23 protein-coding genes are annotated in these 22088 nt (G+C 64.7%); 11 read left to right on the top strand and 12 right to left on the bottom strand.

The window, feature by feature from the left end; genetic code table 11:
- The first annotated feature begins 240 nt into the window (after positions 1-240).
- The 4 genes from GA566_RS21245 (at position 241) to GA566_RS21230 (ending at position 3169) form a co-directional block, all read left to right on the top strand.
- The gene (locus GA566_RS21245; protein ID WP_160473951.1) at positions 241-1053 is read left to right on the top strand and encodes a MetQ/NlpA family ABC transporter substrate-binding protein; all 813 of its coding nucleotides are present in this window, start codon (positions 241-243) and stop codon (positions 1051-1053) included.
- Between the two features lie 161 nt (positions 1054-1214).
- Positions 1215-1778, top strand: a complete 564-nt coding sequence (gene msuE, locus GA566_RS21240; protein WP_160473950.1) for an FMN reductase — start codon at positions 1215-1217, stop codon at positions 1776-1778.
- 255 nt (positions 1779-2033) lie between these two features.
- Positions 2034-2519 carry a helix-turn-helix domain-containing protein gene (locus GA566_RS21235; protein WP_237380559.1) on the top strand — a complete coding sequence of 162 codons (486 nt, stop codon included), beginning with the start codon at positions 2034-2036 and terminating at the stop codon, positions 2517-2519.
- Entirely contained in the window at positions 2516-3169 is a 654-nt protein-coding gene (locus GA566_RS21230) for a nucleotidyl transferase AbiEii/AbiGii toxin family protein (protein WP_137923732.1), read from the top strand. Before GA566_RS21235 ends, GA566_RS21230 begins: the two co-directional genes overlap by 4 nt.
- Positions 3170-3313: 144 nt before the next feature.
- On the opposite strand, the gene fghA is transcribed toward GA566_RS21230, so the two are convergent.
- The 4 genes from fghA to GA566_RS21210 all read right to left on the bottom strand — a co-directional run bounded on the left by fghA (position 3314) and on the right by GA566_RS21210 (position 7710).
- Positions 3314-4162, bottom strand: a complete 849-nt coding sequence (gene fghA, locus GA566_RS21225; RefSeq protein ID WP_160473949.1) for an S-formylglutathione hydrolase — start codon at positions 4160-4162, stop codon at positions 3314-3316.
- A gap of 10 nt (positions 4163-4172) precedes the next feature.
- Positions 4173-5279 carry an S-(hydroxymethyl)glutathione dehydrogenase/class III alcohol dehydrogenase gene (locus GA566_RS21220; RefSeq protein ID WP_137923730.1) on the bottom strand — a complete coding sequence of 369 codons (1107 nt, stop codon included), beginning with the start codon at positions 5277-5279 and terminating at the stop codon, positions 4173-4175.
- A 110-nt stretch (positions 5280-5389) separates the two neighbouring features.
- Positions 5390-6742 (bottom strand): MFS transporter, encoded by a 1353-nt coding sequence (locus GA566_RS21215; protein WP_160473948.1) that lies wholly within the window; start codon positions 6740-6742, stop codon positions 5390-5392.
- Between the two features lie 29 nt (positions 6743-6771).
- Positions 6772-7710: an aldo/keto reductase gene (locus GA566_RS21210; RefSeq protein WP_160473947.1), complete on the bottom strand. Its 939-nt coding sequence runs from the start codon at positions 7708-7710 to the stop codon at positions 6772-6774.
- A gap of 205 nt (positions 7711-7915) precedes the next feature.
- On the opposite strand from GA566_RS21210, the gene GA566_RS21205 reads away from it, so the two are divergent.
- From GA566_RS21205 to GA566_RS21190, 4 genes are read left to right on the top strand one after another with little or no spacing between them, the layout of a single operon-like run.
- Positions 7916-8785 carry a branched-chain amino acid ABC transporter permease gene (locus tag GA566_RS21205; RefSeq protein ID WP_160473946.1) on the top strand — a complete coding sequence of 290 codons (870 nt, stop codon included), beginning with the start codon at positions 7916-7918 and terminating at the stop codon, positions 8783-8785.
- Complete coding sequence (locus tag GA566_RS21200) at positions 8782-9777, top strand: branched-chain amino acid ABC transporter permease (RefSeq protein WP_137923726.1); 996 nt, start codon at positions 8782-8784, stop codon at positions 9775-9777. The genes GA566_RS21205 and GA566_RS21200 overlap by 4 nt, the downstream gene beginning before the upstream one ends.
- The gene (locus GA566_RS21195) at positions 9774-10526 is read left to right on the top strand and encodes an ABC transporter ATP-binding protein (RefSeq protein ID WP_160473945.1); all 753 of its coding nucleotides are present in this window, start codon (positions 9774-9776) and stop codon (positions 10524-10526) included. Before GA566_RS21200 ends, GA566_RS21195 begins: the two co-directional genes overlap by 4 nt.
- A complete protein-coding gene (locus tag GA566_RS21190) occupies positions 10519-11226 on the top strand; it encodes an ABC transporter ATP-binding protein (protein WP_160473944.1) in 708 nt (235 codons plus the stop codon). The genes GA566_RS21195 and GA566_RS21190 overlap by 8 nt, the downstream gene beginning before the upstream one ends.
- A 7-nt stretch (positions 11227-11233) precedes the next feature.
- Here GA566_RS21190 and GA566_RS21185 read toward each other — a convergent pair whose 3' ends face one another.
- The 7 genes from GA566_RS21185 to GA566_RS21155 form a co-directional block, all read right to left on the bottom strand.
- Positions 11234-11548 (bottom strand): cytochrome c, encoded by a 315-nt coding sequence (locus GA566_RS21185; RefSeq protein ID WP_137923723.1) that lies wholly within the window; start codon positions 11546-11548, stop codon positions 11234-11236.
- On the bottom strand, positions 11545-12747 hold the full coding sequence (locus GA566_RS21180; RefSeq protein WP_370459366.1) for a sorbosone dehydrogenase family protein: 1203 nt from the start codon (positions 12745-12747) through the stop codon (positions 11545-11547). Before GA566_RS21180 ends, GA566_RS21185 begins: the two co-directional genes overlap by 4 nt.
- Before the next feature lie 228 nt (positions 12748-12975).
- Positions 12976-14157, bottom strand: coding sequence for an ABC transporter substrate-binding protein (locus tag GA566_RS21175; RefSeq protein WP_137923722.1), 1182 nt, complete (start codon positions 14155-14157; stop codon positions 12976-12978).
- 268 nt (positions 14158-14425) lie between these two features.
- A complete protein-coding gene (locus GA566_RS21170; RefSeq protein WP_137923721.1) occupies positions 14426-15784 on the bottom strand; it encodes a GntP family permease in 1359 nt (452 codons plus the stop codon).
- A 174-nt stretch (positions 15785-15958) separates the two neighbouring features.
- Entirely contained in the window at positions 15959-16345 is a 387-nt protein-coding gene (locus tag GA566_RS21165) for a RidA family protein (RefSeq protein WP_137923720.1), read from the bottom strand.
- 30 nt (positions 16346-16375) lie between these two features.
- Positions 16376-17836 (bottom strand): amidohydrolase family protein, encoded by a 1461-nt coding sequence (locus GA566_RS21160; protein WP_160473942.1) that lies wholly within the window; start codon positions 17834-17836, stop codon positions 16376-16378.
- Between the two features lie 2 nt (positions 17837-17838).
- A complete protein-coding gene (locus GA566_RS21155; protein ID WP_160473941.1) occupies positions 17839-18744 on the bottom strand; it encodes a MurR/RpiR family transcriptional regulator in 906 nt (301 codons plus the stop codon).
- 123 nt (positions 18745-18867) lie between these two features.
- Between GA566_RS21155 and GA566_RS21150 the strand changes: the two genes are divergently transcribed.
- The 3 genes from GA566_RS21150 to eda are packed head-to-tail and all read left to right on the top strand — an operon-like array spanning position 18868 to position 21791.
- Complete coding sequence (locus GA566_RS21150; protein WP_160473940.1) at positions 18868-20136, top strand: amino acid deaminase; 1269 nt, start codon at positions 18868-18870, stop codon at positions 20134-20136.
- Between the two features lie 19 nt (positions 20137-20155).
- Positions 20156-21091, top strand: a complete 936-nt coding sequence (locus GA566_RS21145; RefSeq protein ID WP_160473939.1) for a sugar kinase — start codon at positions 20156-20158, stop codon at positions 21089-21091.
- Between the two features lie 58 nt (positions 21092-21149).
- Positions 21150-21791, top strand: coding sequence for a bifunctional 4-hydroxy-2-oxoglutarate aldolase/2-dehydro-3-deoxy-phosphogluconate aldolase (gene eda, locus GA566_RS21140; RefSeq protein WP_160473938.1), 642 nt, complete (start codon positions 21150-21152; stop codon positions 21789-21791).
- A 120-nt stretch (positions 21792-21911) separates the two neighbouring features.
- Here eda and GA566_RS21135 read toward each other — a convergent pair whose 3' ends face one another.
- On the bottom strand, positions 21912-22043 hold the full coding sequence (locus GA566_RS21135; protein ID WP_137923714.1) for an entericidin A/B family lipoprotein: 132 nt from the start codon (positions 22041-22043) through the stop codon (positions 21912-21914).
- Positions 22044-22088 lie beyond the last annotated feature (45 nt).

Genomic DNA, 22088 nt, shown 5'->3' with positions numbered 1-22088 from the left:
GCTCTTGATTGACCACGCGTGGCTTCCAGACGTCTTCTTGTTGGTTTGTCTGCTACATTGATCCGTGCAGTCCGGTCTGTCAGTCCGGCGGTGTAGTGTGCGCCACGAAGCGGTCGATCCGCAATCGCGCGTAGGCATTAGGGTAAGCTCTCGCCTCGGCCGCCCCTTATCCGGTGTGGCCCACCGGCCATCCACACAGAGGGACGGGCCGTACTCCTCGATTCCCAGGAATATAGAACGATGAAAATGCTCTCGATCACGAAGACGCTGGCTGCCGCTACCGTGGCGCTTGGCGTGATGGCTGCCGGGTCTGCCTCGGCACAGGAACAGACGGTTCGCCTTGGTACTGTTGGCGGCCCCGATGCCGAAGTCTGGCAGGTGGTGCAGAAGGTGGCCAAGAAGAATGGCCTGAACGTGAAGATCGTGGAATTCAACGACTACGTGCAGCCCAACGCCGCGCTGGATGCCGGCGATCTCGACGCCAACAGCTTCCAGCACCAGCCTTACCTCGACAGCCAGATCAAGCAGCGCGGCTACAAGATGGTCAGCGTGGGCTACACCTATATCTCGCCGCTCGGCATCTATTCCAAGACCCTGAAGTCGCCGAAGGACTTGCCGCAGGGCGCCAAGGTGGCCGTGCCGAACGATCCGTCGAACGAGAACCGCGCGCTGCTGCTGCTGGCCGCGCAGGGCGTGATCAAGCTGAAGGCCGGCGTGGGCACGAATGGCGTGAACGCTACGCCGCTGGATATCGCCGAGAACCCGAAGAAGCTCAAGATCGTGGAACTCGACGCCGCCCAGCTGGCCCGTGCGCTGCCTGACGTGACCGCTGCGGTGATCAATACGAACTACGCGCTGGCAGGTGGCCTGCAGCCCACCAAGGATGCCATCGGCCTGGAAGACATCCACAGCCCGTACGCCAACATCATCGTCGTGCGTACGCAGGACAAGGACAAGCCATGGGTCAAGAAGCTCGTGGCCGCCTATCAGTCCGAGGAAGTGCGCCAGTTCATGAAGACCCAGTTCAAGGGCGCAATGGTGCCGTCGTTCTAAGCTGAACGAACGCCACTTTTTCCCCGAAGTGAGAACGGCAGCCCGCGTGGCTGCCGTTTTTGCATCTATGGATAGATGAATTGCTTCGTTCGCGTGGACCGGGCGGGGCGTTTATGGTGAGGGTCGCCCATGTTTATTCGATGAAGCCGGAGATAGAAATCGTGTCCACGCCCCTGAAAGTCGTCGCCGTCAACGGCAGCGCCCATCAACCGTCGCGAACGCTGGTGCTGATCCAGGCGCTGCTTGCCGAACTGGAACAGCGGCTCGTGCTCGATACGCAGATCGTTGACCTGAGCGAGATCGCCCGACCGCTGGGGGCCTCACTGAGCCGCGACGAACTTCCCGCTGACATCGAGGCGCAGATCGCCGCCATCGAATCCGCCGACCTCGTGATCGCCGCCGCGCCGGTATATCGCGGCTCGTTCCCCGGACACTTCAAGCATCTGTTCGACCTGGTCGGCATGAACGCATTGGCCGACAAGCCCGTGCTGCTGGCCGCCACCGGCGGCAGTGACCGCCATGCGCTGGTGCTCGAACACCAGTTGCGACCGCTGTTCGGCTTCCTGCAGGCATTGACGTTGCCGATCGGGGTGTATGCGTCGACTGCGGATTTCGATGGCTATGCGATTGGCAACGGCGCGCTCGCGGAACGCATCAAGCTCGCGGTAGATCGCGCGGCGCCGTTGTTCGGGGCGTCGGCCAGGCAGTTGCGGCGAGTGGCTTGAGACTACCCTTCCTGATTGTTTTTTCCCCTCTCCCTCCGGGAGAGGGGCAGGGGAGAGGGCAAGCGGTTCAACTTGCGATGGGCTGGCAAGCAGGCCCTCTGGCCCTCTCCCCCAACCCCTCTCCCACTTCGCGGGAGAGGGGAGTAACGCGACTGCCGTGGCGCTAACCTGAGGCAGACTTGCATAGAATTTTTTGTCAACTATACTTGACAAAAAACTGCAAGTCGCCCCTGAGCTATGCACCTATCGGCACTTATGCTTGCTATCCAACGCAAACGGCAGTCGCTCGGCATTTCCCAGCAGCGCCTCGCTGATCTGGCTGGGCTATCCCGGCAAACCTTGAATGGCATTGAACGCGGAACGGTGAACGTTACGCTGGAGAATCTCGTTCGGTTACTCGACGTATTGGGACTTTCCATCTCTATCGATGATCCCGATGTCGCGCGCGCAGCGGCCGGCAAACCTCCCAATGCGCTCCGAATGGCAGCGCTAGGCGCGAACGTGAGTTACTCCGGGGATTTCACGCCTGAGCTGCTCGACGCCGCGCTCGCCACGGGGGAAACCCCGCAGGGCTATCGTGCCCATGTCGCGCAGGTTCTCGATGAAGCGCCGCTGCAACTGATTGTGAAAGCTGTGGCAGAAGTTGCAGCGAGGCACAACCGCAAGCCGGCAGAGATCTGGCGGAATCTGCATCGTCTCGCCGCATCGACTTCCGCTACACGTGATGGGTTGTGGAAATGAGAGTGCAACCGCTGATGGGGGAAGCGTGGGAGGCGCTGTTTCCTCATGCGTTCACCCTGATGGATGAGGTCAGGACGCATGGCGGAGTTGAACCATTCTGGACCTTTGGTGGCGGAACGGTGTTGATGCTGCGATACCAGCATCGGCTGTCCTATGACATCGATCTCTTCGTCCGGGATCCTCAGTACCTCGGCTACGTGAATCCCCGCCTCAGTGCCATAGCGGAGTCCATTAGCGACGACTATATCGAACAGGCCAACTACATCCGCCTGAGGTTGCCCGAAGGCGAGATCGATATCGTGGCCGCCACAAACCTGACTGAGAACCCGTATGAGATATGGGAGATCATGGGGCGAGAGGTGCGTGTCGAGACAGCGGCCGAAATCGTGGCCAAGAAGCTGTTCCATCGGGGATACAGCGGTACTGCCCGAGATCTCTTCGATCTCGCGGTCGTTATCGAGGCAGATCCACAACCACTGCGATGTGCCGCACCGTACCTGCTCAAGTACGCCGATGCATTCATCACCCGACTGAAAGCGCGTCCCGATCTGATGCGGGATCAGTTCTCACTGATCCGTAGGCGTGAGTACTGGCGAAGTTACGAGGAATGTCTCGAAATGGCCGAGGAGTTTCTTGGCCAGTTGAAGTAAGGGCCCGGTTTTTCCCCTCTCCCTCCGGGAGAGGGGCAGGGGAGAGGGCAAGCGGTTCAACTTGCGATGTGGCTGGCAAGCAGGCCCTCTGGCCCTCTCCCCCAACCCCTCTTCCACTTCGCGGGAGAGGGGAGCTAAAACGCTTCAAAGCCTTTCCGCGTGATGCCGCACATGGTCGGCCACGAACGTCGAGATGAAGTAATACCCGTGGTCGTAGCCTGCATGGCGCCGTAGCGTCAGGGGCTGGCCTACTTTGGCGCAAGCCGCTTCGAACGCTTCCGGATAAAGCTGCTCGGCCAGGAATTTGTCCGCCAGTCCCTGGTCGATCAGGATGCCCGCAGGGAAGGGTGCCGAAGCCTGCGCGGCCATCAACGCCGTCGCGTCGTGCTGGGCCCATCGGTTGCGGTCTTCGCCGAGATAGCCCGTGAAGGCTTTCACGCCCCACGGACATTGCGAAGGGGCAGCGATGGGTGCGAAGGCCGACACCGAGCGGAAGCGTTGCGGGTAGCGCTGGGCGAGCACCAGTGCGCCGTGGCCGCCCATCGAGTGGCCGAAGATGCCGACACGCGCGGGGTCCGCAGGCAGTTCCGCGGTGACGAGGTGAAACAGTTCGTCAGCCACGTAGCTCTCCATGCGCCAGTGCATGCGCCACGGCGCTTCGGTGGCATCGACGTAGAAGCCGGCTCCTGCGCCGAAGTCCCAGGCATCGGCCTCGCCGGGCACGTGGGCACCGCGCGGGCTGGTGTCGGGCGTCACAAGGATCAGGCCGTGCTCGGCGGCGAACTGCTGGGCGCCGGCCTTGATCATGAACGTTTCCTCGGTGCACGTCAGGCCGGCCAGGTAGAACAGCGCCGGCAACGCCTTGGCTCCCGGCACCAGCGCCTGCGGCGGCAGGAACACCGAGAACCGCATCGGCAGCCCGATGGCCGCCGACTGGTGCTGGTAGAAGCGCTGGACGCCGCCGTGGCAGCCGTGTTCGCTCAGCAGTTCCATGGACCGATCCTTAGTACAGCACTACGGAGCGGATCGACTCGCCACGCTTCATCAGGTCGAAGCCCTCGTTGATGCGATCCAGCGGCAGCGTGTGCGTGATCAGGTCGTCGATGTTCAGCTTGCCTTCCATGTACCAGTCCACGATCTTCGGCACATCCGTGCGGCCGCGTGCGCCGCCAAAGGCCGAACCCTTCCATTCGCGGCCCGTGACCAGCTGGAACGGGCGCGTGGAGATTTCCGCCCCGGCTTCGGCCACGCCGATGATGATCGACTTGCCCCAGCCCTTGTGGCAGCACTCCAGCGCCTGGCGCATGACCTGCGTGTTGCCGATGCATTCGAACGAGTAGTCGGCGCCACCATCGGTGAGTTGCACGATGGCGTCCACTACGTTTTCCACATCCTTCGGGTTGATGAAATGCGTCATGCCGAACTTGCGTGCCATGGCTTCGCGGCCCGGGTTCAGGTCCACGCCGATGATCTTGTCGGCGCCCACCATCTTGGCCGCCTGGATCACGTTCAGGCCGATGCCGCCGAGGCCGAACACCACCACGTTGGCACCCGCTTCCACCTTGGCCGTGAACAGCACGGCGCCCACGCCGGTAGTCACGCCGCAGCCGATGTAGCAGACCTTGTCGAACGGTGCGTCAGGACGAATCTTGGCCAGCGCGATTTCCGGCACCACGATGTGGTTGGCGAAGGTCGACGTGCCCATGTAGTGGAAGATCGGCTTGCCGTCGATGGAGAAGCGCGACGTGCCATCGGGCATCAGGCCCTTGCCCTGCGTCGAGCGGATGGCCTGGCACAGGTTGGTCTTGCGCGAGAGACAGAACTTGCACTGGCGGCATTCCGGCGTGTAGAGGGGGATCACGTGGTCGCCGGCCTTGAGCGAGGTCACGCCGGGGCCGACGTCCGTGACGATGCCCGCGCCTTCGTGGCCCAGGATGGCCGGGAAGATGCCTTCGGGGTCCGCGCCGGAGAGCGTGTAGTAGTCGGTGTGGCAGATGCCCGTGGCCTTGATTTCGACGAGTACCTCGCCTGCGCGCGGGCCATCGAGATCCACCTCTTCGACGGTGAGCGGGGCGCCGGCTTTCCAGGCAATGGCGGCTTTGGTCTTCATGGGGCAACTCCTGTGCGAATGAGGTGGGGCGAAGGCGTGCGTGGCACGCCTTCCGCCGACAGGCCAAGACTATACGGGCAACGGCGGGATGCGGCCAGACGGATGAGCGATTATCGGCTGACTGTCGTGCGTGGTGTGGCAGGGGGCGCGGCGTTTTCGGTAGTCGGCAATTGTCCTTCGTGACGCCGGCCAAGCCACCAGCCGAGCCACGCCCAGGCCAGTGCCAGCATCGCACCGGCCAGCGCCACCGTGGCGGGGTGGCCCGAGAGCGCGTCGATGGCGGTCTTGACCCACGCGCTCACGGCATCGCCCGCACGGTAGACCGCCGTGTCGATGACATTCTTGGCCTTGTACTTGGTCTCGGGGTCCACCACCGTGAACAGCATCTCGCGTCCCGGCCGCAGCATCGCGTACTCGCCCACGCGCCGCAGGATCATCACGCCGGCCAGCACGGCGAACGTGGGCCACATCGCGAGCAGCAGGAAGCCGCCGGCCACCGCCAGGGGCACGAGCGTCAGCAATGCGCTCACGCCGTAGCGGCGTGCCACGCGGCCCGAGAAGAAAACCTGTACGAGGATGGTCAGCGCCTGCACCGCGGCGTCGAGCGCGCTGAAGACCTGCGTCTGCTGCTGGCGCGATGGAAATGCCTCGGCCACCAGCCGCGCCTGCTCGAAATACAGGAAGGTGCTTGCCGTTGCCAGCAGGATCACGAACAGGCCCACGCCCAGCAGATAGCGCGAGCGCGCCACCAGCATCAACCCGGCCCACAATCCTCCGCCCACTGGCTCGGAAGGGTCCATCGCCTGCATGGCCTCGATGGCGCCTGCACCGTGCCGGCGTCGCCAGCCGAACAGGTAGCCCGTGCCCGGCAGCGTGGCGGCGAGCAGCGCGGCAGAGAGCAGCATCAATCCGGTCAGGCCGATGCTGCCGACCAGCCAGCCGCCGAGCACCGGACCGGCGAGCCCGCCTGCACTGGCACCCGCCGCGATCAGCGCGAACAGGCGGCGCGCCTGCTCGGGGCGAAACACATCGGCCATCAGGCTCCACGCCACCGACACCACGAACAGGTTGAACACCGACAGCCAGACATAGAACACGCGCGCCAGCCAGACGTTGTCGGGCATCGCGCGCGTGGCAAACGCAAAGCCAAGCAGGTTGGCGACAAAGAACGCGTAGACCCACGGCACGAAGCGCCGGCGTGGCAGCCATTTGCAGCATGCGCCGTAGAACGGAATCGCCACGAGCATCACCACAAAGGTGGCCGTGAACAGCCATTGCAGATTCTTCACGCCACCGGCGATCCCCATCGTCTCGCGCACGGGGCGGAGCATGAAGTAGCTCGCGAACAGGCAGAAGAAGAACAGGAAGGCGGCGATGACGGCCGGCATCTCACCGGCGCGCACGCCGAGCAGGCGACCGGTGCGCGGGGAGGACGGGGGATCGCGGGTGTCGGGCGGAGGCATGCCGACAGTCGGGTCAGATAGTCATGCAGTCACGCCAGCGCCGCCGCGATGCGGGCACGCTCGCGGGTGTCCGGCATGCGTCCGAACGCGGCGGCCAGGTTATCGGCCATGTTTTTCGGCTTGGATGTTGCGGGAATCGCCGCTGTCACTGCCGGATGGCTGATGATGAACTTGAGGAACAACTGGCCCCAGGACTGGCAGTCAATCTCGCCAGCCCAGTCGGGCACCGGCTTGCCTTTGACGGCGGCAAACAATCGGCCGTCCTGGAATGGGCGATTGATCAGCACTGCCACGCCGCGCTCCTGGCAGAGCGGTAGCAGTGTTTTCTCGGCGTTGCGCTCGGCCAGCGAATAATTGACCTGCAGGAAGTCCACCTTCTCGGCGCGCAGGATGTCGGCCAGTTGCTGGTGCGCGTCCTCACGGTAATGGGTAATGCCGATAAAGCGCGTCTTGCGCTGGTCCTTCCATTGGCGCAGAAGTTTCAGGTTCTCGCGCCAGTCGATCAGGTTATGCACCTGCAGCAAATCCACGCTGTCGGACTGCAGCGCCACGCGCGATTCGGTGAATTGCGCCATGGTATTGACCGCGTTGGTCGAGACCTTGGTGGCCAGGAACACCTTGCCGCGTGCCTGCACGGCTTGCAGCAGGTCTCCGGTCACGGTCTCGGCACTGCCGTAGCTCGGCGCGGTATCCACCACGGGATGGGGAATGCGCTGGAGCAGCATGGCCAGCACCTCGGCCTGCGCACCGCGTTCCTCGGCGCCACGCCCCACGTTGAAGGTATCGGCCGTGCCCATGCCGATCACGGGCAGAGACTCGTTGGTGCCGGGGATCTTGCGGCGCAGCGGCGCTTCCACCGTTGCGGCCTGCGCGGCGGCGGCCAGGGCCTGGCCCGCGGGCAGCGTGGCCAGTGCGGCGGCCAACCCCATGAAGGTGCGGCGGTCGATGCAACGGTGTTGGCTTGGCATGGCGATTCCCGGCGGTCGATTGCGCTGACCATAGCGCGTGCATGGAACGATGTAAACCGAAATGCCGCGCCGGAACCCACTGCGGACGCGGCACTGGGCGCGACGCCCGGGCCGGGTCTCGCCCCATTGCAAAAAAGCGGCGCACACTGAACAATCCCGGCACCTTTCCATCCCCTGCATTCCCTCCCTTCACAAGGACCGGATCGTGTTATCGAGCTTGCCCGGCGTGCTGTTCGATGGTGTGACATACGGCAGCCTGCTATTCCTGATCAGCATCGGCCTGTCCGTGACGATGGGGCTGATGAATTTCGTCAACCTCGCGCACGGTGCGTTTGCCATGCTCGGCGGCTATCTCTCCGTGGTGGCGATGAACCGCCTGGGCGTGCCGTTCCTGGCCGCACTGCCGATTGCCTTCGTGGGTGCGGCGCTCGTGGGCGGGTTGCTGGAGCGCACGCTTTATCGGCGTCTCTACCGCGCCAGCCATCTGGATCAGGTGCTGTTCTCGATCGGGCTGACGTTCATGGCGATGGCTGGCGCCACGTGGTGGTTCGGACCCTCGCAGCAGCCGGTGCAGTTGCCGGATTTCCTGATCGGACAGGTCAAGGTGGCCGGACTGGAACTGGGCGCCTACCGGCTATTCCTGCTGGCCGTCGTGATCGCCATCACGCTGGCGCTGGGATGGCTCGTGGCGCGGACGCGCTTCGGCGCCCAGGTGCGCGCCGCCGTGGATCACCAGCAGGCCGCACGCGGGCTTGGCATCGACGTGGATCGCGTGTTCAGCCTGACCTTTGCGCTGGGCTCGGGACTGGCAGGGTTGGGCGGCGGACTGGGCATCGACGTCCTCGGTCTCGATCCCACCTTCCCGCTCAAGTACATGGTGTATTTCCTGCTGGTGGTAGCGGTGGGCGGCGCGGGCAGCATCCGGGGATCGCTGGTGGCGGCCATGGTGCTGGGCGTGGCCGATGTGGCGGGCAAATACTACGTGCCTGAAATCGGGGCTTTCGTGATCTACGCGATGATGGTGCTGCTGCTCGTGGCGTTTCCGGCCGGGCTTTACGGGAGGCGAGCCGCATGACATCGCACCGCTTGCCCAATGGCCGCTGGCATCCGGCCGAGTTCGTGTTCTGGCTCATTCCCGTGGTGGCGTTCTTCGCGCTGCCCGGCTACCTGATTCTCGGCAGTCAGATTCTGATTGTTGGACTATTCGCGTTGTCGCTGGACTTGATCCTCGGCTATGCGGGCATCGTCTCGCTGGGCCATGCCGCGTTCTTCGGACTGGGCGCCTATGCGGCCGGTCTGCTTGCCGCGCACGGCTGGGGCGAACCATTGAGCGGATTGCTGGCCGCCGCAGCGGTGGCGGCCTTGGCCGGATGGCTGTGCAGCTTCCTGGTGATCCGCGGCGGCGACCTGACGCGGTTGATGGTCACGCTCGGCATTGGCCTGATGCTGTTCGAGGCCGCCAACAAGGCCGCGTTTCTGACTGGCGGCGTCGATGGATTGTCGGGCGTGACGATGGATCGCGTGCTTGGCGTGTTCGAGTTCGACCTGTTCGGCAAGACGGCGTATCTCTACAGCCTCGCCGTGCTGTTCGTCATGTTCCTGCTGGTGCGGCGCATCGTGTCCTCGCCATTCGGACTGTCGCTGCGCGGCATCCGGGAGGGCGCACGCCGCATGCCGGCCATCGGCACCAACGTGCCGGGACGCTTGCGCGCCGTGTTCACGCTGGCGGCGGCCATCGCGGGTGTGGCGGGCGGGCTGCTGGCGCAGACCACGCAGTTCGTCGGCATGGACGTGCTCGGCTTTCCGCGCTCGGCGGAGCTGCTGGTGATGCTGGTACTGGGCGGCACGGGACGGCTCTACGGGGCACTGATCGGCGCGGCGCTGTTCATGATTGCGCAGGATGTGCTGTCCGGCATCAATCCGGTCTACTGGCAGTTCTGGATCGGCCTGCTGCTCGTGCTCATGGTGCTGTTTGCGAAGGGTGGGGTGATGGGAGCCATCAGCACCGTCCGCGATCGCATGGCGGCACGGCGCACCATCGCCGAAAAACAGGGAGCCGATGCATGACCGCCACCTTGCGAACCGAGGGACTCTGCAAATCCTGGGGCGCGTTTGCCGCCAATAGCGATGTCTCGCTGACGTTCGCGCCGGGCTCGCGCCATGCGCTGATCGGGCCCAATGGCGCGGGCAAGACTACGTTCATCAACCTGCTGACTGGCGCGCTGGCGCCGACGGCGGGGCGCATCTGGCTTGGCGACCGGGGCATCACAAAGCTGCCGCAGCACGCACGGGTGAAGCTCGGCATGACGCGCACGTTCCAGATCAATACGCTGTTTCCGGGGCTGACGGTGCTGGAATCGGTGGTGCTGGCCGTGGCCGAGCGTGCAGGCGCATCGGGCATCTGGTCACGCACGGTGGCGTCACAGACGGCGCTGGTGGACGAGGCGATGGGCGTGCTGGCGATGCTGCGGCTCGACCGCGATGCGGATGCGGAGACGCGTGCGTTGCCCTACGGCAAGCAGCGCCTGCTGGAGATGGCGCTGGCACTGGCCACGCGGCCGTCGATCCTGCTGCTCGATGAGCCTGCCGCTGGCATCCCTGCAGGGGAGAGCGCTGAACTGTTCGCGGTTATCGCCGCTTTGCCGCGCGATATCACCATCGTCTTTATCGAGCACGACATGGATCTGGTCTTCCGATTCGCCGAACGCATCACCGTGCTGGTGGCGGGCCGCGTGCTGACCGAGGGCACGCCAGCCGAGATCGCTGCCGATCCGCGCGTGCGCGAGGTGTATCTCGGGGAGGCCGCCCATGGATGAGTTGCTCCGACTTGAATCCGTCAGCGCTGGCTATGGCGAAGCGGTGGTACTCGACGGCATCGACCTGACGCTCGGCGCGGGCGATAGCCTGGCGCTGCTGGGACGCAACGGCGTGGGCAAGACCACGCTGCTCTCGACGTTGATGGGCTTTACACGGCTGCGCGGTGGCCGGCTGCACTGGCGGGGGAAAGATCTGGCGCGCACGCCGCCGCATCGGCGGGCGCAAGGTGGTATCGGCTGGGTGCCGCAGGAGCGTTGGGTGTTTCCATCGCTGACCGTCGAGGAACACCTGGCTGCGGTGGCGCGACCGGGTCCGTGGGATATTGCCGGGATTTACCGCATTTTTCCGCGGCTGGAAGAGCGGCGCCGCAACTTCGGCAACCAGTTGTCGGGCGGCGAGCAGCAGATGCTGGCGATTGCACGCGCGCTGATGGTCAATCCGTCGCTGCTATTGCTCGACGAGCCGATGGAAGGTCTCGCGCCGATCATCGTCCAGGAGTTGCAGCGTGTGATCAGTGGGCTGATCGCAGAGAGCGGCATGGCAGTGATCGTGGTGGAACAGCACGCCCGGCTGGCGCTGGGCATGACGCGGCAGGCCATCGTGCTGGACCGGGGCAGGGTGGTGCATCGCTCGGACAGCGCTGCGCTGCTATCCGACACGGCACTGCTCGACCGGCTGGTGACCGTGCGCCAGCACTAACGAAAGATCACGGCTTCAGGCTGCTGTAAAACGCGGCAAGGTTGGCGATATCCGCATCGCTGAGCGGCTTCGCCATCAGGTTCATCATCTCGTCCTTGCGCGCGCCAGTCTTGTACGCCTTGAGCGATTTCACGAGGTAGGACTCGACCTGCCCCGCCAGATGCGGGGCCTCGGGCAGCTTCGACTTGCCGTCCATGCCATGACAGGTCTGGCACTGGAGCGCCTTGGCACGGCCCGCCTGCACGTCGGCGGCGATGGCCCCGGCCGGCAGGCCGAGGCACACCACAATCAAGGCGCCGGTCAGATTGGTTGCGCCTCTCATTTCGCTCCCGAGTAGCTGATGCGATAGATGGCGCCGGCAAAGTCATCGGACACCAGCAGCGAGCCATCCTGCAATTGCTGCACATCGACCGGGCGGCCCATGTACTCGCCATTCGGCGTCAGCCAGCCCTCGGCAAACACCTCGGTTGCACCGGCCGTGCCGTCCTTGTTCACTGCCGTATAGACGATGCGCGCGCCGATAGGTTTGGTACGGTTCCAGGAGCCGTGCTCGGCGGCGAAAACCCCGCCCTGATACTTGGCCGGGAACATCTTGCCCGTGTAGAACGACATGCCAAGGTCCGCTGCATGCGGGGCGTAATCCACTACCGGGAACACAACGTCCGCAGGCGGCTGGGCGTCCTTGTATTCCACCGTCCGGACCTTGCCGCCGCCGTACCATGGGAAGCCGAAGTTCTGGCCGGCCTTGGTGGCGCGGTTCAGCTCGCCGGGCGGCTGGTCGTCGCCCATGCCGTCCACCTGGTTGTCCGTGAACCAGAGCGTCTTGTCGGCGGGGTTGAAGTCGAGCCCCACGGAATTGCGGATGCCGAGCGCGTAGACCTCGCGATTCTTGCCGTCCTGGCCGATGCGGATGATGCCGGACACGCCGCTCTTGTTCATCGCGGCAAGCTTGTCCTTGGGCGGCACGTTCCACGGCTGGCCCAGCGCGATATAGAGCATCTTGTCTGGCCCCACGCGACACGCGCGCGCGCCGTGGTTGAAGCTTTCGAACTCGGCAGGCACAAGCTTGCCTTGCGGCACCACCACGCCGGCGGCCACATCGGGCCCGCCTTCGCCGAAGAACTGGGCGGCGGGGAAGGCCAGCACGCGGTTCTGCTCGGCCACATAGAGAATGCCGTCCGGCGAGAAGCAGACGCCGTTGGGCACCTTGAACGTGACGGAACTGGCGAACTGCACCACATCATCGGCCACGCGGCGCTTGGTGCGATCGGTAACCTGCCAGACGCGGTTCTTGCGCGTGCCGACGAAGACCACGCCCGTCGAGGGTTCGATGGCCATGTGGCGGGCCTCGGGCACGATGGCGTAAAGCTCGATCTTGAAGCCCTGCGGCAGCTTGATCGCCTTGAGGTTCTCGCGGATGGCGTCGGCGTTCTGGCCGGTCTGCGCCACCTTCTCGGGCGGGGGCGCGCCGGTCTGCTTGAAACTCTGGAGCTTCTGGAGGTTATCAGTAGGTGCCGCCATGACGGCGGGGCTGGATACGGCGGCCACGAAACATACCGCCGCCATGGCCATGGCAGAGCGCTTCATCGTGCTGTCTCCGGAGTTCTTGTCGTCTGGCAGCGCACAGGCGCCGCCAGACAAGGTTAGGACAGCTTTCGCCACAAGGGAATTTCACATTCCCGCAGGCGCGATAAAAGATTTTTACTGCAGGGATAGTCGCCGGCTATCCCTGCAGCGTGCCGGAAAGGGTTACTTGCCCGAGTCCTTCACGCCATCGAACTTGTCGAACTCCACGTTGTAGAGCTCGCCATTGCGCTTTTCCACCTTGCGGATGTAGACGGTCTGCACCACGTCGCGCGTGGCGGGGTCGATGGTGATGGTGCCGCGCGGGCTCTGCAGCTTCATGCCCTTGAGCGCAGCCAGGAACTTGTCGCCGTCCGTGGCGCCGTTAGTCTTCTTCAGCGCCTCGTAGATGGCAGCCATGCCGTCGAACGCGGCCACTGCCATGAAGTTGGGCCGGCCAGCGCCAGGATTGGCCGTGGCGAACGCCTTCAGGAACGCCTGGTTCTCCTTCGAATCATGGGCGGCGGAGTAGTGGAACGACGTGATCACGCCCAGCGTGGCATCGCCCATGGCGGGCAGCACGTGGTCGTCGGTCAGGTCGCCCGTGGCAATCACGCGGATGCCGGCATCGGCCAGCCCGCGCTCGCGGAATCCCTTCATGAAGGCCACGCCCTGCTCGCCGGCCGGCAGGAACAGGAAGACGGCCTCGGGTTTGGCGTCCTTGATGCGTTGGATGAACGGGGCGAACTCCGGGTTGCGCAGTGGCACGCGGATCGATTCCACGATCTGGCCGCCACCGCCGATGAAATTGGTCTTGAACGCGGTCTCGGCATCGATGCCCGGCGCGTAGTCGGCCACCAGCGTGACCACCTTCTTCACGTTGTTGCGCACGGCCCAGGTGGCCATCGGCGCGGAGATCTGCGGCAGCGTCATCGAGACGCGCGCAATGTAGTTCGACTTCGTGGTAATGATCGAGGACGCGGCGTTGAAGATCACCATCGGCTTCTTGGCCTGCTCGGCCACGGGCGCCACCGCCAGCGCCTCGGGGGTCAGGCCGAAACCGGCGAGCACGTCCACCTTGTCGCGCACCACCAGTTCTTGCGCCAGCCGCTTGGCTACCTCGGGCACGGGGCCGGTGGTGTCCTTGACGATGATCTGCACCTTGCGGCCCGCCACGGTGTCACCGTGGATCTGCTGCCACGCCTTGATACCGCCTTCCATCTGTTTGCCGTAGTCGGCAAAGCTGCCCGAGAACGGCGCAATCAACCCGATCTTCACGGGATCGGCAGCATGGGACAACGGGGAATGCGCGAGAACGGCAAGGGCGCCGCACGCCAGCATGGCGCGCCGCAGCAGACTGAACGTCATGGAGATCTCCCGAAAGTGCAGTGTTGTAGGGCTGCATCGAGTGGGGAGTGTAGAGGGGGGGAGGGGAGGCGGGCAATCGGGTTTGCCCGGTGATCGGCAATCTCTGCCGGTTTGCTCCCCTCTCCCGCATGGCGGGAGAGGGGCTGGGGGAGAGGGCAAAGCGGTGCAAATTGCGACAGGTCGGCAAGCAGAACCTCCCGCCCTCTCCCCTAACCCCTCTCCCGCAGGCGGGAGAGGGGAACCAAAAACATGCAGCGGGAGAGACGCTTCAAACCACCGTCGACAACGCCAGCGTAAACAACAGCGCCACCACCGAGATAATCGTTTCCGCCACGGACCACGTCTTGAACGTTTGCGCCACGGTCATGTTGAAGTATTCCTTCACCAGCCAGAAGCCGCCGTCGTTCACGTGCGAGAGGATCAGCGAGCCGGCGCCCGTGGTCAGCACCAGCAGTTCGGGGCGGGTGCCCGGCACGCTGGCGGCGATGGGGGCAACGATGCCGGCTGCAGTGGTCATGGCGACCGTGGCCGAACCCGTGGCGATGCGGATCATCACCGCCACCAGCCAGCCCAGCACGAGTACCGAGACGTGGGCGTTGTTGGCCACGTCGACGATGGCCGTGGAGATCCCCGAGTCGCGCAGCACGCGGCCAAAGCCGCCGCCCGCGCCCACCACCAGCGTGATGATGGCCGTGGGGGCCACGCACTCGTTGGTGAACTTCAGGATCGACTCACGGGTAAAGCCGCGCATCTTGCCGAACGTGTAGAAGCTGAACAGCGTAGCGATCAGCAGGGCCATCACCGAGTTGCCGATGAGCTTCAGGAAGTCGTTGGCAAAGGTCTTCGGCGTGGCAATCAGGTCTGCCCAGCTACCGATCAGCATCAGGAACACCGGCAGCAGGATGGTCAGGACCGTGATGCCGAAGCCCGGCAGGTTGCCCGCGCGCGCGTTCTCTCCTTCCTCGGTCAGTTGCTCGGCCAGCGGGTTCACGGCGGGCAGCTGGATATGCTTGTCGATCAGCTTGGCGAACAGCGGTCCGGCGATGATCGCGGTGGGAATACCGACGATCAGCGCGAACATGATGGTCTTGCCGATGTCGGCGCCATACGCCTGCACAGCCAGCAGCGCGGCCGGGTGCGGCGGGATCAGGCCGTGGACCACGGACAGGCCGCAGACCATCGGGATGCCGACCAGGATCATCGACGTGTTCGTGCGCTTGGCCACGTTGAACGCGATGGGAATCAGCAGCACGAAGCCCACTTCGAAGAACACCGGCAAGCCCACGATGAACGCGATGACCACCATGGCCCAGTGCACGTTCTTCTCGCCGAAGAAGTCGATCAGCGTCAGCGCGATGCGCTCGGCGCCGCCGGATTCGGCCATCATCTTGCCCAGCATCGTGCCCAGGCCGATCACCAGCGCGATGTGTCCCAGCGTGCCACCGACCCCGGCCTCGAAGGACTTCACGATATCGCCCATCGGCATGCCCACGGCAAAGCCAAGGGCTACCGACACCACCACGAGTGTGATGAACGGGTTCAGTTTGAATTTGGCAATGAGGATCACCAGCGCGATCACCGCGATCAGCGCGTACACCAAGAGCGTGGTTCCCGTAACGGCACCCATGTCTCGTCTCCTTGTCGCGGGTGCCGGCCTGAGGACGGTCCGCTCTCGCTATGAAAAAGCCGCGATTTCTTGCGAACGCGGCGGGTTGATGAAATCGTTGTGTGCGCCGGCTGGCTCGCCGGCAGCACCTGCGGAGGGCAGGCGCTCAAATCAAAAAATCAGGTCGGGACTGAATCAGGGCTTGCGATACGCGATGCAATCCACTTCTACCTTGCAGTCCACCACCATGCTCGACTGCACGCAGGCGCGGGCCGGCGGATTGGCGCCGAAGTATTCCTTGAAGATCTTGTTGAACGAGGGGAAGTCGCGCGCATCGTCCAGCCACACGCCACAGCGCACCACGTGCTCGGGGCCGTAGCCGGCTTCGGCGAGGATGGCCAACACGTTCTTGATGGCCTGATGCGTCTGCGTGACGATGTTGCCTTCCACCACTTCGCCATCGACCATCGGCACCTGGCCGCTGACGTACAGCCAGCCGTCCGCCTGCACCGCGCGTGCAAACGGCATGTGCGAGCCGCCCTGGCCCGTGCCGCCTTCTACGCCGAATCGTTTGATATCCATGGAAACTCCTTTGCTCTGTATGTTCTGAAATCAGGATGGGCGTGCGCCACGCGGCAGGAAGCGCCCGGCGCGTATGCCAGTGGCTTCGCGGTGCTGCCACGACAGCTCGCCATTGACCCAGACGGCGGCGATGCCCTCGGCCGGCTGCATCGGGTCGGTAAAGCTGGCGGCGTCCCGGATGGTGGCCGCGTCGAACAGCACAAGGTCCGCCCAGTAGCCTTCGCGCACGAAGCCGCGTTCGGTGAGCCCGAAGCGCTCGGCGGACAGGCCGGTCATCTTGTTGATCGCCACGGCCAGCGGAAACAGTTCGCGGTCACGTGCGTAATGCCCCAGCACGCGCGGGAACGCACCCCACAGGCGCGGATGGGGCAGGGGATCGTTGGGGAGTCCATCGGAACCCACCACGGTGGCCGGGTGGCTCAGGATGCGGTCCACATCGGCATCTTCCATGCAGTGATAGACCGCGCCGGCCGGCTGCAGACGGCGCGCGGCCTCGTGCAGGTCCACGTTCCAGTCCGTGGCGATATCGGCCAGCAGCCGTCCGCCCTGATCGGGATGGGACTCGGACCACGTGACCTGGATGTCGAAGTCGCTGGTGACCTGTTTCAGATCGAGCGTCGAGGAACTGGCCGTGTACGGATAGCAGTCGCAGCCCACCGGCTGCCAGCGCTGCGCCGCTTCCAGCGATTGCAGCACCTGTCCGCTGCGTCCCCAGTTCGGCACGCCCGCACATTTCAAGTGCGAGATCACTACAGGCACGCGCGCGTGACGGCCGATGCGGTACGCCTCGTCCATCGCGTCGAGGATTTCGGCGAATTCGCTGCGCAAGTGCGTGGCATAGAGCGCGCCGGCATCGGCCAGCGGCTCGGCCAGCGCCAGCACCTCGTCGGTGGGCGCGTGGAAGGCGTTGGCATAGGCGAGCCCCGTGGACAGGCCCAATGCGCCATGCGCCAGGGCTTCTTCGAGCTGGCCGCGCATGGCGGTGATCTCTTCCGCCGTGGCCACGCGGTCGAAGCGGTCCATGTGGTTGCTGCGCAGCGCGGTATGCCCTACCAGCGCCGCCACGTTCACCGAAGGCTGCGCGGCGTTCACGGCATCGACATAGGTGCGGAAATCCGGGTAGCGGAACGCCTCGGCACGGCCGAGCAGGTTCATCGGGTCGGGCGGATCGCCGGGCAATGTCACCGGCGCGGCGCTGATGCCGCAGTTGCCGACGATCACCGTGGTCACGCCTTGCGAGATCTTCGGCGTCATGGCCGGTTCGCGTACCACGTTGGTGTCGTCGTGCGTGTGGACGTCGATGAAACCGGGCGAGAGCACCAGCCCGTGGCCTTCCACAACGTGCGACGCGGTATCCGGATCGATCGTGCCGGCCTCGTCGATGCGGGCAATGCGACCATCGCGCAGCGCCACATCCGCCATGCGGCCGGCAGCGCCGGAGCCGTCGAGCAGCATCACGGCGCGAATCAGGGTATCGAACAGGTGTGGCATGGTCAGTCTCCCAGCGGCTGGCGGCTATCTGGGCCGTCGCTGTCCTGGCTGACGCCGCGATGGACGTCGAGCACGTACTTGAGCCGTCGCAGCTTTTCCTTGCTTTGCTCCTGCTGGAGCAGCGCGCACTGGGTGGCCAGCACGTCCATCACCAGCAGCATCGCGTAGCGGGACGCCGACGGCTTGAAAATGAAATCGGTTTCCAGCGTGCGCACCGGCAGCAGCACGTCGGCGCGCGCCGCCAGTGGCGAACCTAGCGCGGTCACGGCGACCAACCGCGCGCCGTACTCGCGCGCCGTATCGCAACTGGCCAGCATCTCGGGCACGTTGCCGCTGGCCGAGAACGCCAGCACCACGTCGTCGCGCGTCAGCGTGGCCGCCACCATCTTTTGCAGCAGGGCGTCCTGATATGTGGCCACGGGCTGACCCAGCCGCGCCAGCCGGAAGCGCGCCTCGTCGGCCATGAAAGTGGAGCCGCCACCCATCCCGAAAGCGTAGACCATGCGTGCGCCGAGCAACAGGCGCGCGGCCTGATCGATTCGTGCGGGGTCGATCAGCTTGCGATTGACCTCCAGCGTGGTCAGCACATCGGTATGGATGCGATCGGTCAGCGTGGCGGGCGTGTCTGCCTCGGTCAGCGCGGGGGCGGGCTGCAGGAAACGCGTGCCCACCGCAGTGGCTTGTGCCAGCCGCAGCTTGAGGTCGCGCACATCGCGGCAACCAATGGCCTTGGCAAAGCGCGTGACGCTGGCCTCACTCACCGCCGCCTTGCGTGCCAGTTCGTTGATGCTGGCTGCAGCCGCGCCGGCCAGATCCTCCAGGATCACCTGCGCCACCTTTTGCTCGGCCAGACGCAGCGACGGGCCGCGCTCGGCAATGCGGGTCAGGATGTCGAAGGTTGCTGTCATGGTCGGGGTGGCGGGCGGCACCGGTCATCGCCGGCAACGCATGTTACTTTATAACAAGGGTGAAATATCGTAATTTCAAGGCTATCATTACGTCAATTGAATTTTGACAGGGTGATGTCAGCGATGCGTGAAATAAAGTACCAGACCGGAATGATCGATCCGCTCAACAAGGCGCTGGGCCGTCTGGACGCACCGCTGACCCCATCCGAAGCTGCCCAGCCGGGCTGGAAACTGCTGGCCGAGGAACTCAGCCTGCCGGCTGCCGTGCTCTATGAAGAACGGCTCACGCACAACCTCTCGTGGATGCGCAATTTCATGGGCGCCTATGGCGTGCAGCTCGCGCCCCATGGCAAGACAACCATGGCGCCGAAGTTGTTCGCGCGCCAGCTCGCCGAGGGTGCCTGGGGTATCACGCTGGCCACTGCACAACAGACTGCTGCCGCTGCCGCACACGGTGTAAAGCGCGTGCTGATGGCGAATCAGTTGGTGGGGCGCCGCAATATGGAGATCGTGGCCGATCTGCTGCGCGATCCGGACTTCGAATTCTTCACACTGGTCGATTCGGCCGCGCTGACGGATCAGCTTGGCGCGTTCTTCCACGCACGTGGCCAGACACTTCAGGTGCTGCTCGAACTGGGCGTGGAAGGCGGTCGCACGGGCGTGCGCGACGCGGCGCAGCAAGCCGAAGTCCTCGCAGCGCTATCGCGCTGGCCCGATACGCTGGTGCTGGCGGGTGTGGAAGTTTATGAAGGCGTGCTGTCGCAGGAAGCCGATATCCGCCGCTTCCTGCAGCGCACCGTCGCGGTCACGCGCGAACTGGCTGCGGCGGGCCGGTTCGGGCGTAGCCCGGTTGTGATGTCGGGCGCAGGCTCTGCGTGGTACGACGTGGTGGCCGAGGAGTTCGCGCGCACCGAGATCGGCGCGCCGATCGACATCGTGCTGCGTCCGGGCTGCTACCTGACGCATGACGTGGGCATCTACCGCGCGGCGCAGGAGCGTATCCTGAGCAGTAATCCGGTGGCGCAGAAGATGCGCGAGGGATTGCTGCCCGCGCTGCAATTGTGGGCGTACGTGCAGTCGATTCCCGAGCCGACACGCGCCATCATCGGCCTGGGCAAGCGCGATGCGGCGTTCGATGCCGGCATGCCGGTGCCCGCGCAGATCTACCGTCCGGGCACGGAAGCGCCGATGGCGACGGCGGCGCACTGGAAGGTGACCGGGATGATGGACCAGCACGCCTATCTCGAAATCGAAGCTGGCGACGATATCCGCGTCGGCGATATGATTGCCTTCGACATTTCGCATCCATGCCTGACGTTCGACAAGTGGCGCCATATCCCCGTGCTGGATGGCCAGTTGCGCGTCATCGACATCGTGCAAACCTTCTTCTGAACCGGGAGCGGCACGCGACATGAGCATCGACATTCTTGCCTACGGCGAACCGCTGGTGGAGTTCAACCAGCAGCCAGACGACCCCTCGCGCTACCTGCAGGGCTTCGGTGGCGATACCTCCAATTTTGCGATTGCCGCCGCGCGGCAGGGCGCCAGCGCCGGCTTCGTCGGCGCAGTGGGCAGCGACAGCTTCGGCGAGCGCCTGCTGGCACTCTGGACGCATGAGCGTGTGGATACCCGCCACGTGCACATCGACACGGCCTCTCCAACCGGCGTCTATTTCGTCTCGCACGACAATCACGGCCATCGTTTCGATTACCTGCGCGCGGGCTCGGCATCGAGCCGCTATCACCACGACCAGTTGCCGCTGGCGGCCATCGCACAGGCTCGCTACCTGCACCTCTCCGGCATCAGCCTGGCCATCAGCACGAGCGCCTGCGACGCAGGGCTGGCCGCGATGGAACACGCGCGCAAGGCCGGCGTGCAGGTCTCGCTCGATACCAACCTGCGGCTGCGCCTGTGGTCCCTGGCCCGCGCGCGCGGCATCATGCGCGAGGCGTTTGCGCTGACCGATGTCTGCCTGCCAAGCTGGGACGACATCACCGTGCTCACCGGCCTCGACGACCGCGATGCCATCGTCGATCACCTGCTCGCCTGCGGCGTGAAGATCATTGCGCTGAAACTGGGCGAGGAGGGCAGCTATGTGGCCACGCCCGAATCACGCGCACTGGTGGCGCCGTATCCGGTGAAGCCGCTCGATGCCACGGGCGCGGGTGACTGCTTTGGCGGCAGCTTTATCGCGCGGCTGGCCGCCGGCGCCGATCCATTCGAGGCGGCTCGCTATGCCAATGTGGCCGCAGCACTCTCGACCACCGGCTATGGCGCCGTGGCGCCGATCCCGCATGCAGACACCGTGCTCGCCCGGCTGGAACAAAACATCTCCGTGATTGCCTGACCTTTCATCGCCGGGTCCAGACACTCATCGAACAATCGCTCAATCGAATTCATACGTCATGCAAATCCAACCCTCTCCGCTACTCGCCCGCCTGACCAACGTCCCGGTGATCCCGGTGCTGGAGTACCACTCGGTGGAGGAAGCCCTGGCCGTCAGCGAGGCGCTGGTCGCCGGTGGCCTGCCCATGCTCGAAATCACGCTGCGTACCCCCGTGGCGCTGCAGGCCATGGAGGCGGTGGCGAAGGCCTTGCCGCAGGCCGTGGTGGGTGCCGGCACGGTACTGACGCTGGAGCAACTGCACGCCGTGCGCGATGCGGGCGCGCAGTTTGCCGTGTCGCCGGGCTTGACGCAGAAACTGGCGGAAGGCGCGCAGGGCGCCGGGATTTCGCTGTTGCCGGGTGTGGCCACGGCCAGCGAAGCCATGTTCGCGCTGGAGTCGGGCTTCTCGTTCCTGAAGTTCTTCCCGGCCGAAGCGGCTGGCGGCGTGCCGATGCTGAAGTCACTCTACGGTCCGCTCTCGCGATTGAAGTTCTGCCCGACCGGCGGCATCGACCTGGCCAAGGCATCCACCTATCTGGCGCTGCCCAACGTGGTGTGCGTTGGTGGATCGTGGGTGGTGCCGAAGGATGCGGTCGCAGCCAAGGACTGGGGTCGCATCCGCAAGCTGGCGGAAGAGGCAGCGCAACTTCGCAAAGCCTGATAGCCGTTCGGGATCTCCGTATCGGTAAAAAATACAAACGCCGCACGGATTGACGCGCGCGTTGGGCAATGCAAAAAGGGCGCCAGTGGCGCCCTTTCTTCCTTCAAGTCTGCGAGGGGATTACTTCGACTTCTCGGCCGAGTTTTCGAGCTTCTGGCCACCCTTCTGCACGTCCTGCCCAAGGCCGGACATCGTGTTGCAACCTGCCATCAGCGTGGCAACCAGTACGCACCAGATCCATCCTTTCTTCATCAGTGGCTCCTTTCAGGGATAGTAGGAAGTGGGCACATTTTATCG

Origin of the sequence: Cupriavidus sp. SW-Y-13 (assembly GCF_009793345.1) — a bacterium.
Classification (GTDB): Bacteria; Pseudomonadota; Gammaproteobacteria; order Burkholderiales; family Burkholderiaceae; genus Cupriavidus.
Note: the sequence above shows the minus strand (reverse complement) of the source record. Positions and strands in the feature narration are given on the sequence as shown.

Excerpts from the sequence above, each read along its gene's own strand:
- GA566_RS21155 (WP_160473941.1), bottom strand. The coding sequence starts at position 18,744 with ATGACAGCAACCTTCGACATCCTGACCCGCATTGCCGAGCGCGGCCCG.
- GA566_RS21230 (WP_137923732.1), top strand. The coding sequence starts at position 2,516 with ATGAGAGTGCAACCGCTGATGGGGGAAGCGTGGGAGGCGCTGTTTCCT.
- fghA (WP_160473949.1), bottom strand. The coding sequence starts at position 4,162 with ATGGAACTGCTGAGCGAACACGGCTGCCACGGCGGCGTCCAGCGCTTC.
- GA566_RS21135 (WP_137923714.1), bottom strand. The coding sequence starts at position 22,043 with ATGAAGAAAGGATGGATCTGGTGCGTACTGGTTGCCACGCTGATGGCA.
- GA566_RS21160 (WP_160473942.1), bottom strand. The coding sequence starts at position 17,836 with ATGCCACACCTGTTCGATACCCTGATTCGCGCCGTGATGCTGCTCGAC.
- GA566_RS21170 (WP_137923721.1), bottom strand. The coding sequence starts at position 15,784 with ATGGGTGCCGTTACGGGAACCACGCTCTTGGTGTACGCGCTGATCGCG.
- GA566_RS21220 (WP_137923730.1), bottom strand. The coding sequence starts at position 5,279 with ATGAAGACCAAAGCCGCCATTGCCTGGAAAGCCGGCGCCCCGCTCACC.
- GA566_RS21165 (WP_137923720.1), bottom strand. The coding sequence starts at position 16,345 with ATGGATATCAAACGATTCGGCGTAGAAGGCGGCACGGGCCAGGGCGGC.
- GA566_RS21245 (WP_160473951.1), top strand. The coding sequence starts at position 241 with ATGAAAATGCTCTCGATCACGAAGACGCTGGCTGCCGCTACCGTGGCG.
- GA566_RS21210 (WP_160473947.1), bottom strand. The coding sequence starts at position 7,710 with ATGCCAAGCCAACACCGTTGCATCGACCGCCGCACCTTCATGGGGTTG.
- GA566_RS21180 (WP_370459366.1), bottom strand. The coding sequence starts at position 12,747 with ATGGCGGCACCTACTGATAACCTCCAGAAGCTCCAGAGTTTCAAGCAG.
- GA566_RS21190 (WP_160473944.1), top strand. The coding sequence starts at position 10,519 with ATGGATGAGTTGCTCCGACTTGAATCCGTCAGCGCTGGCTATGGCGAA.
- GA566_RS21185 (WP_137923723.1), bottom strand. The coding sequence starts at position 11,548 with ATGAGAGGCGCAACCAATCTGACCGGCGCCTTGATTGTGGTGTGCCTC.
- GA566_RS21195 (WP_160473945.1), top strand. The coding sequence starts at position 9,774 with ATGACCGCCACCTTGCGAACCGAGGGACTCTGCAAATCCTGGGGCGCG.
- GA566_RS21235 (WP_237380559.1), top strand. The coding sequence starts at position 2,034 with ATGCTTGCTATCCAACGCAAACGGCAGTCGCTCGGCATTTCCCAGCAG.
- GA566_RS21175 (WP_137923722.1), bottom strand. The coding sequence starts at position 14,157 with ATGACGTTCAGTCTGCTGCGGCGCGCCATGCTGGCGTGCGGCGCCCTT.
- eda (WP_160473938.1), top strand. The coding sequence starts at position 21,150 with ATGCAAATCCAACCCTCTCCGCTACTCGCCCGCCTGACCAACGTCCCG.
- GA566_RS21200 (WP_137923726.1), top strand. The coding sequence starts at position 8,782 with ATGACATCGCACCGCTTGCCCAATGGCCGCTGGCATCCGGCCGAGTTC.
- GA566_RS21145 (WP_160473939.1), top strand. The coding sequence starts at position 20,156 with ATGAGCATCGACATTCTTGCCTACGGCGAACCGCTGGTGGAGTTCAAC.
- GA566_RS21150 (WP_160473940.1), top strand. The coding sequence starts at position 18,868 with ATGCGTGAAATAAAGTACCAGACCGGAATGATCGATCCGCTCAACAAG.
- GA566_RS21215 (WP_160473948.1), bottom strand. The coding sequence starts at position 6,742 with ATGCCTCCGCCCGACACCCGCGATCCCCCGTCCTCCCCGCGCACCGGT.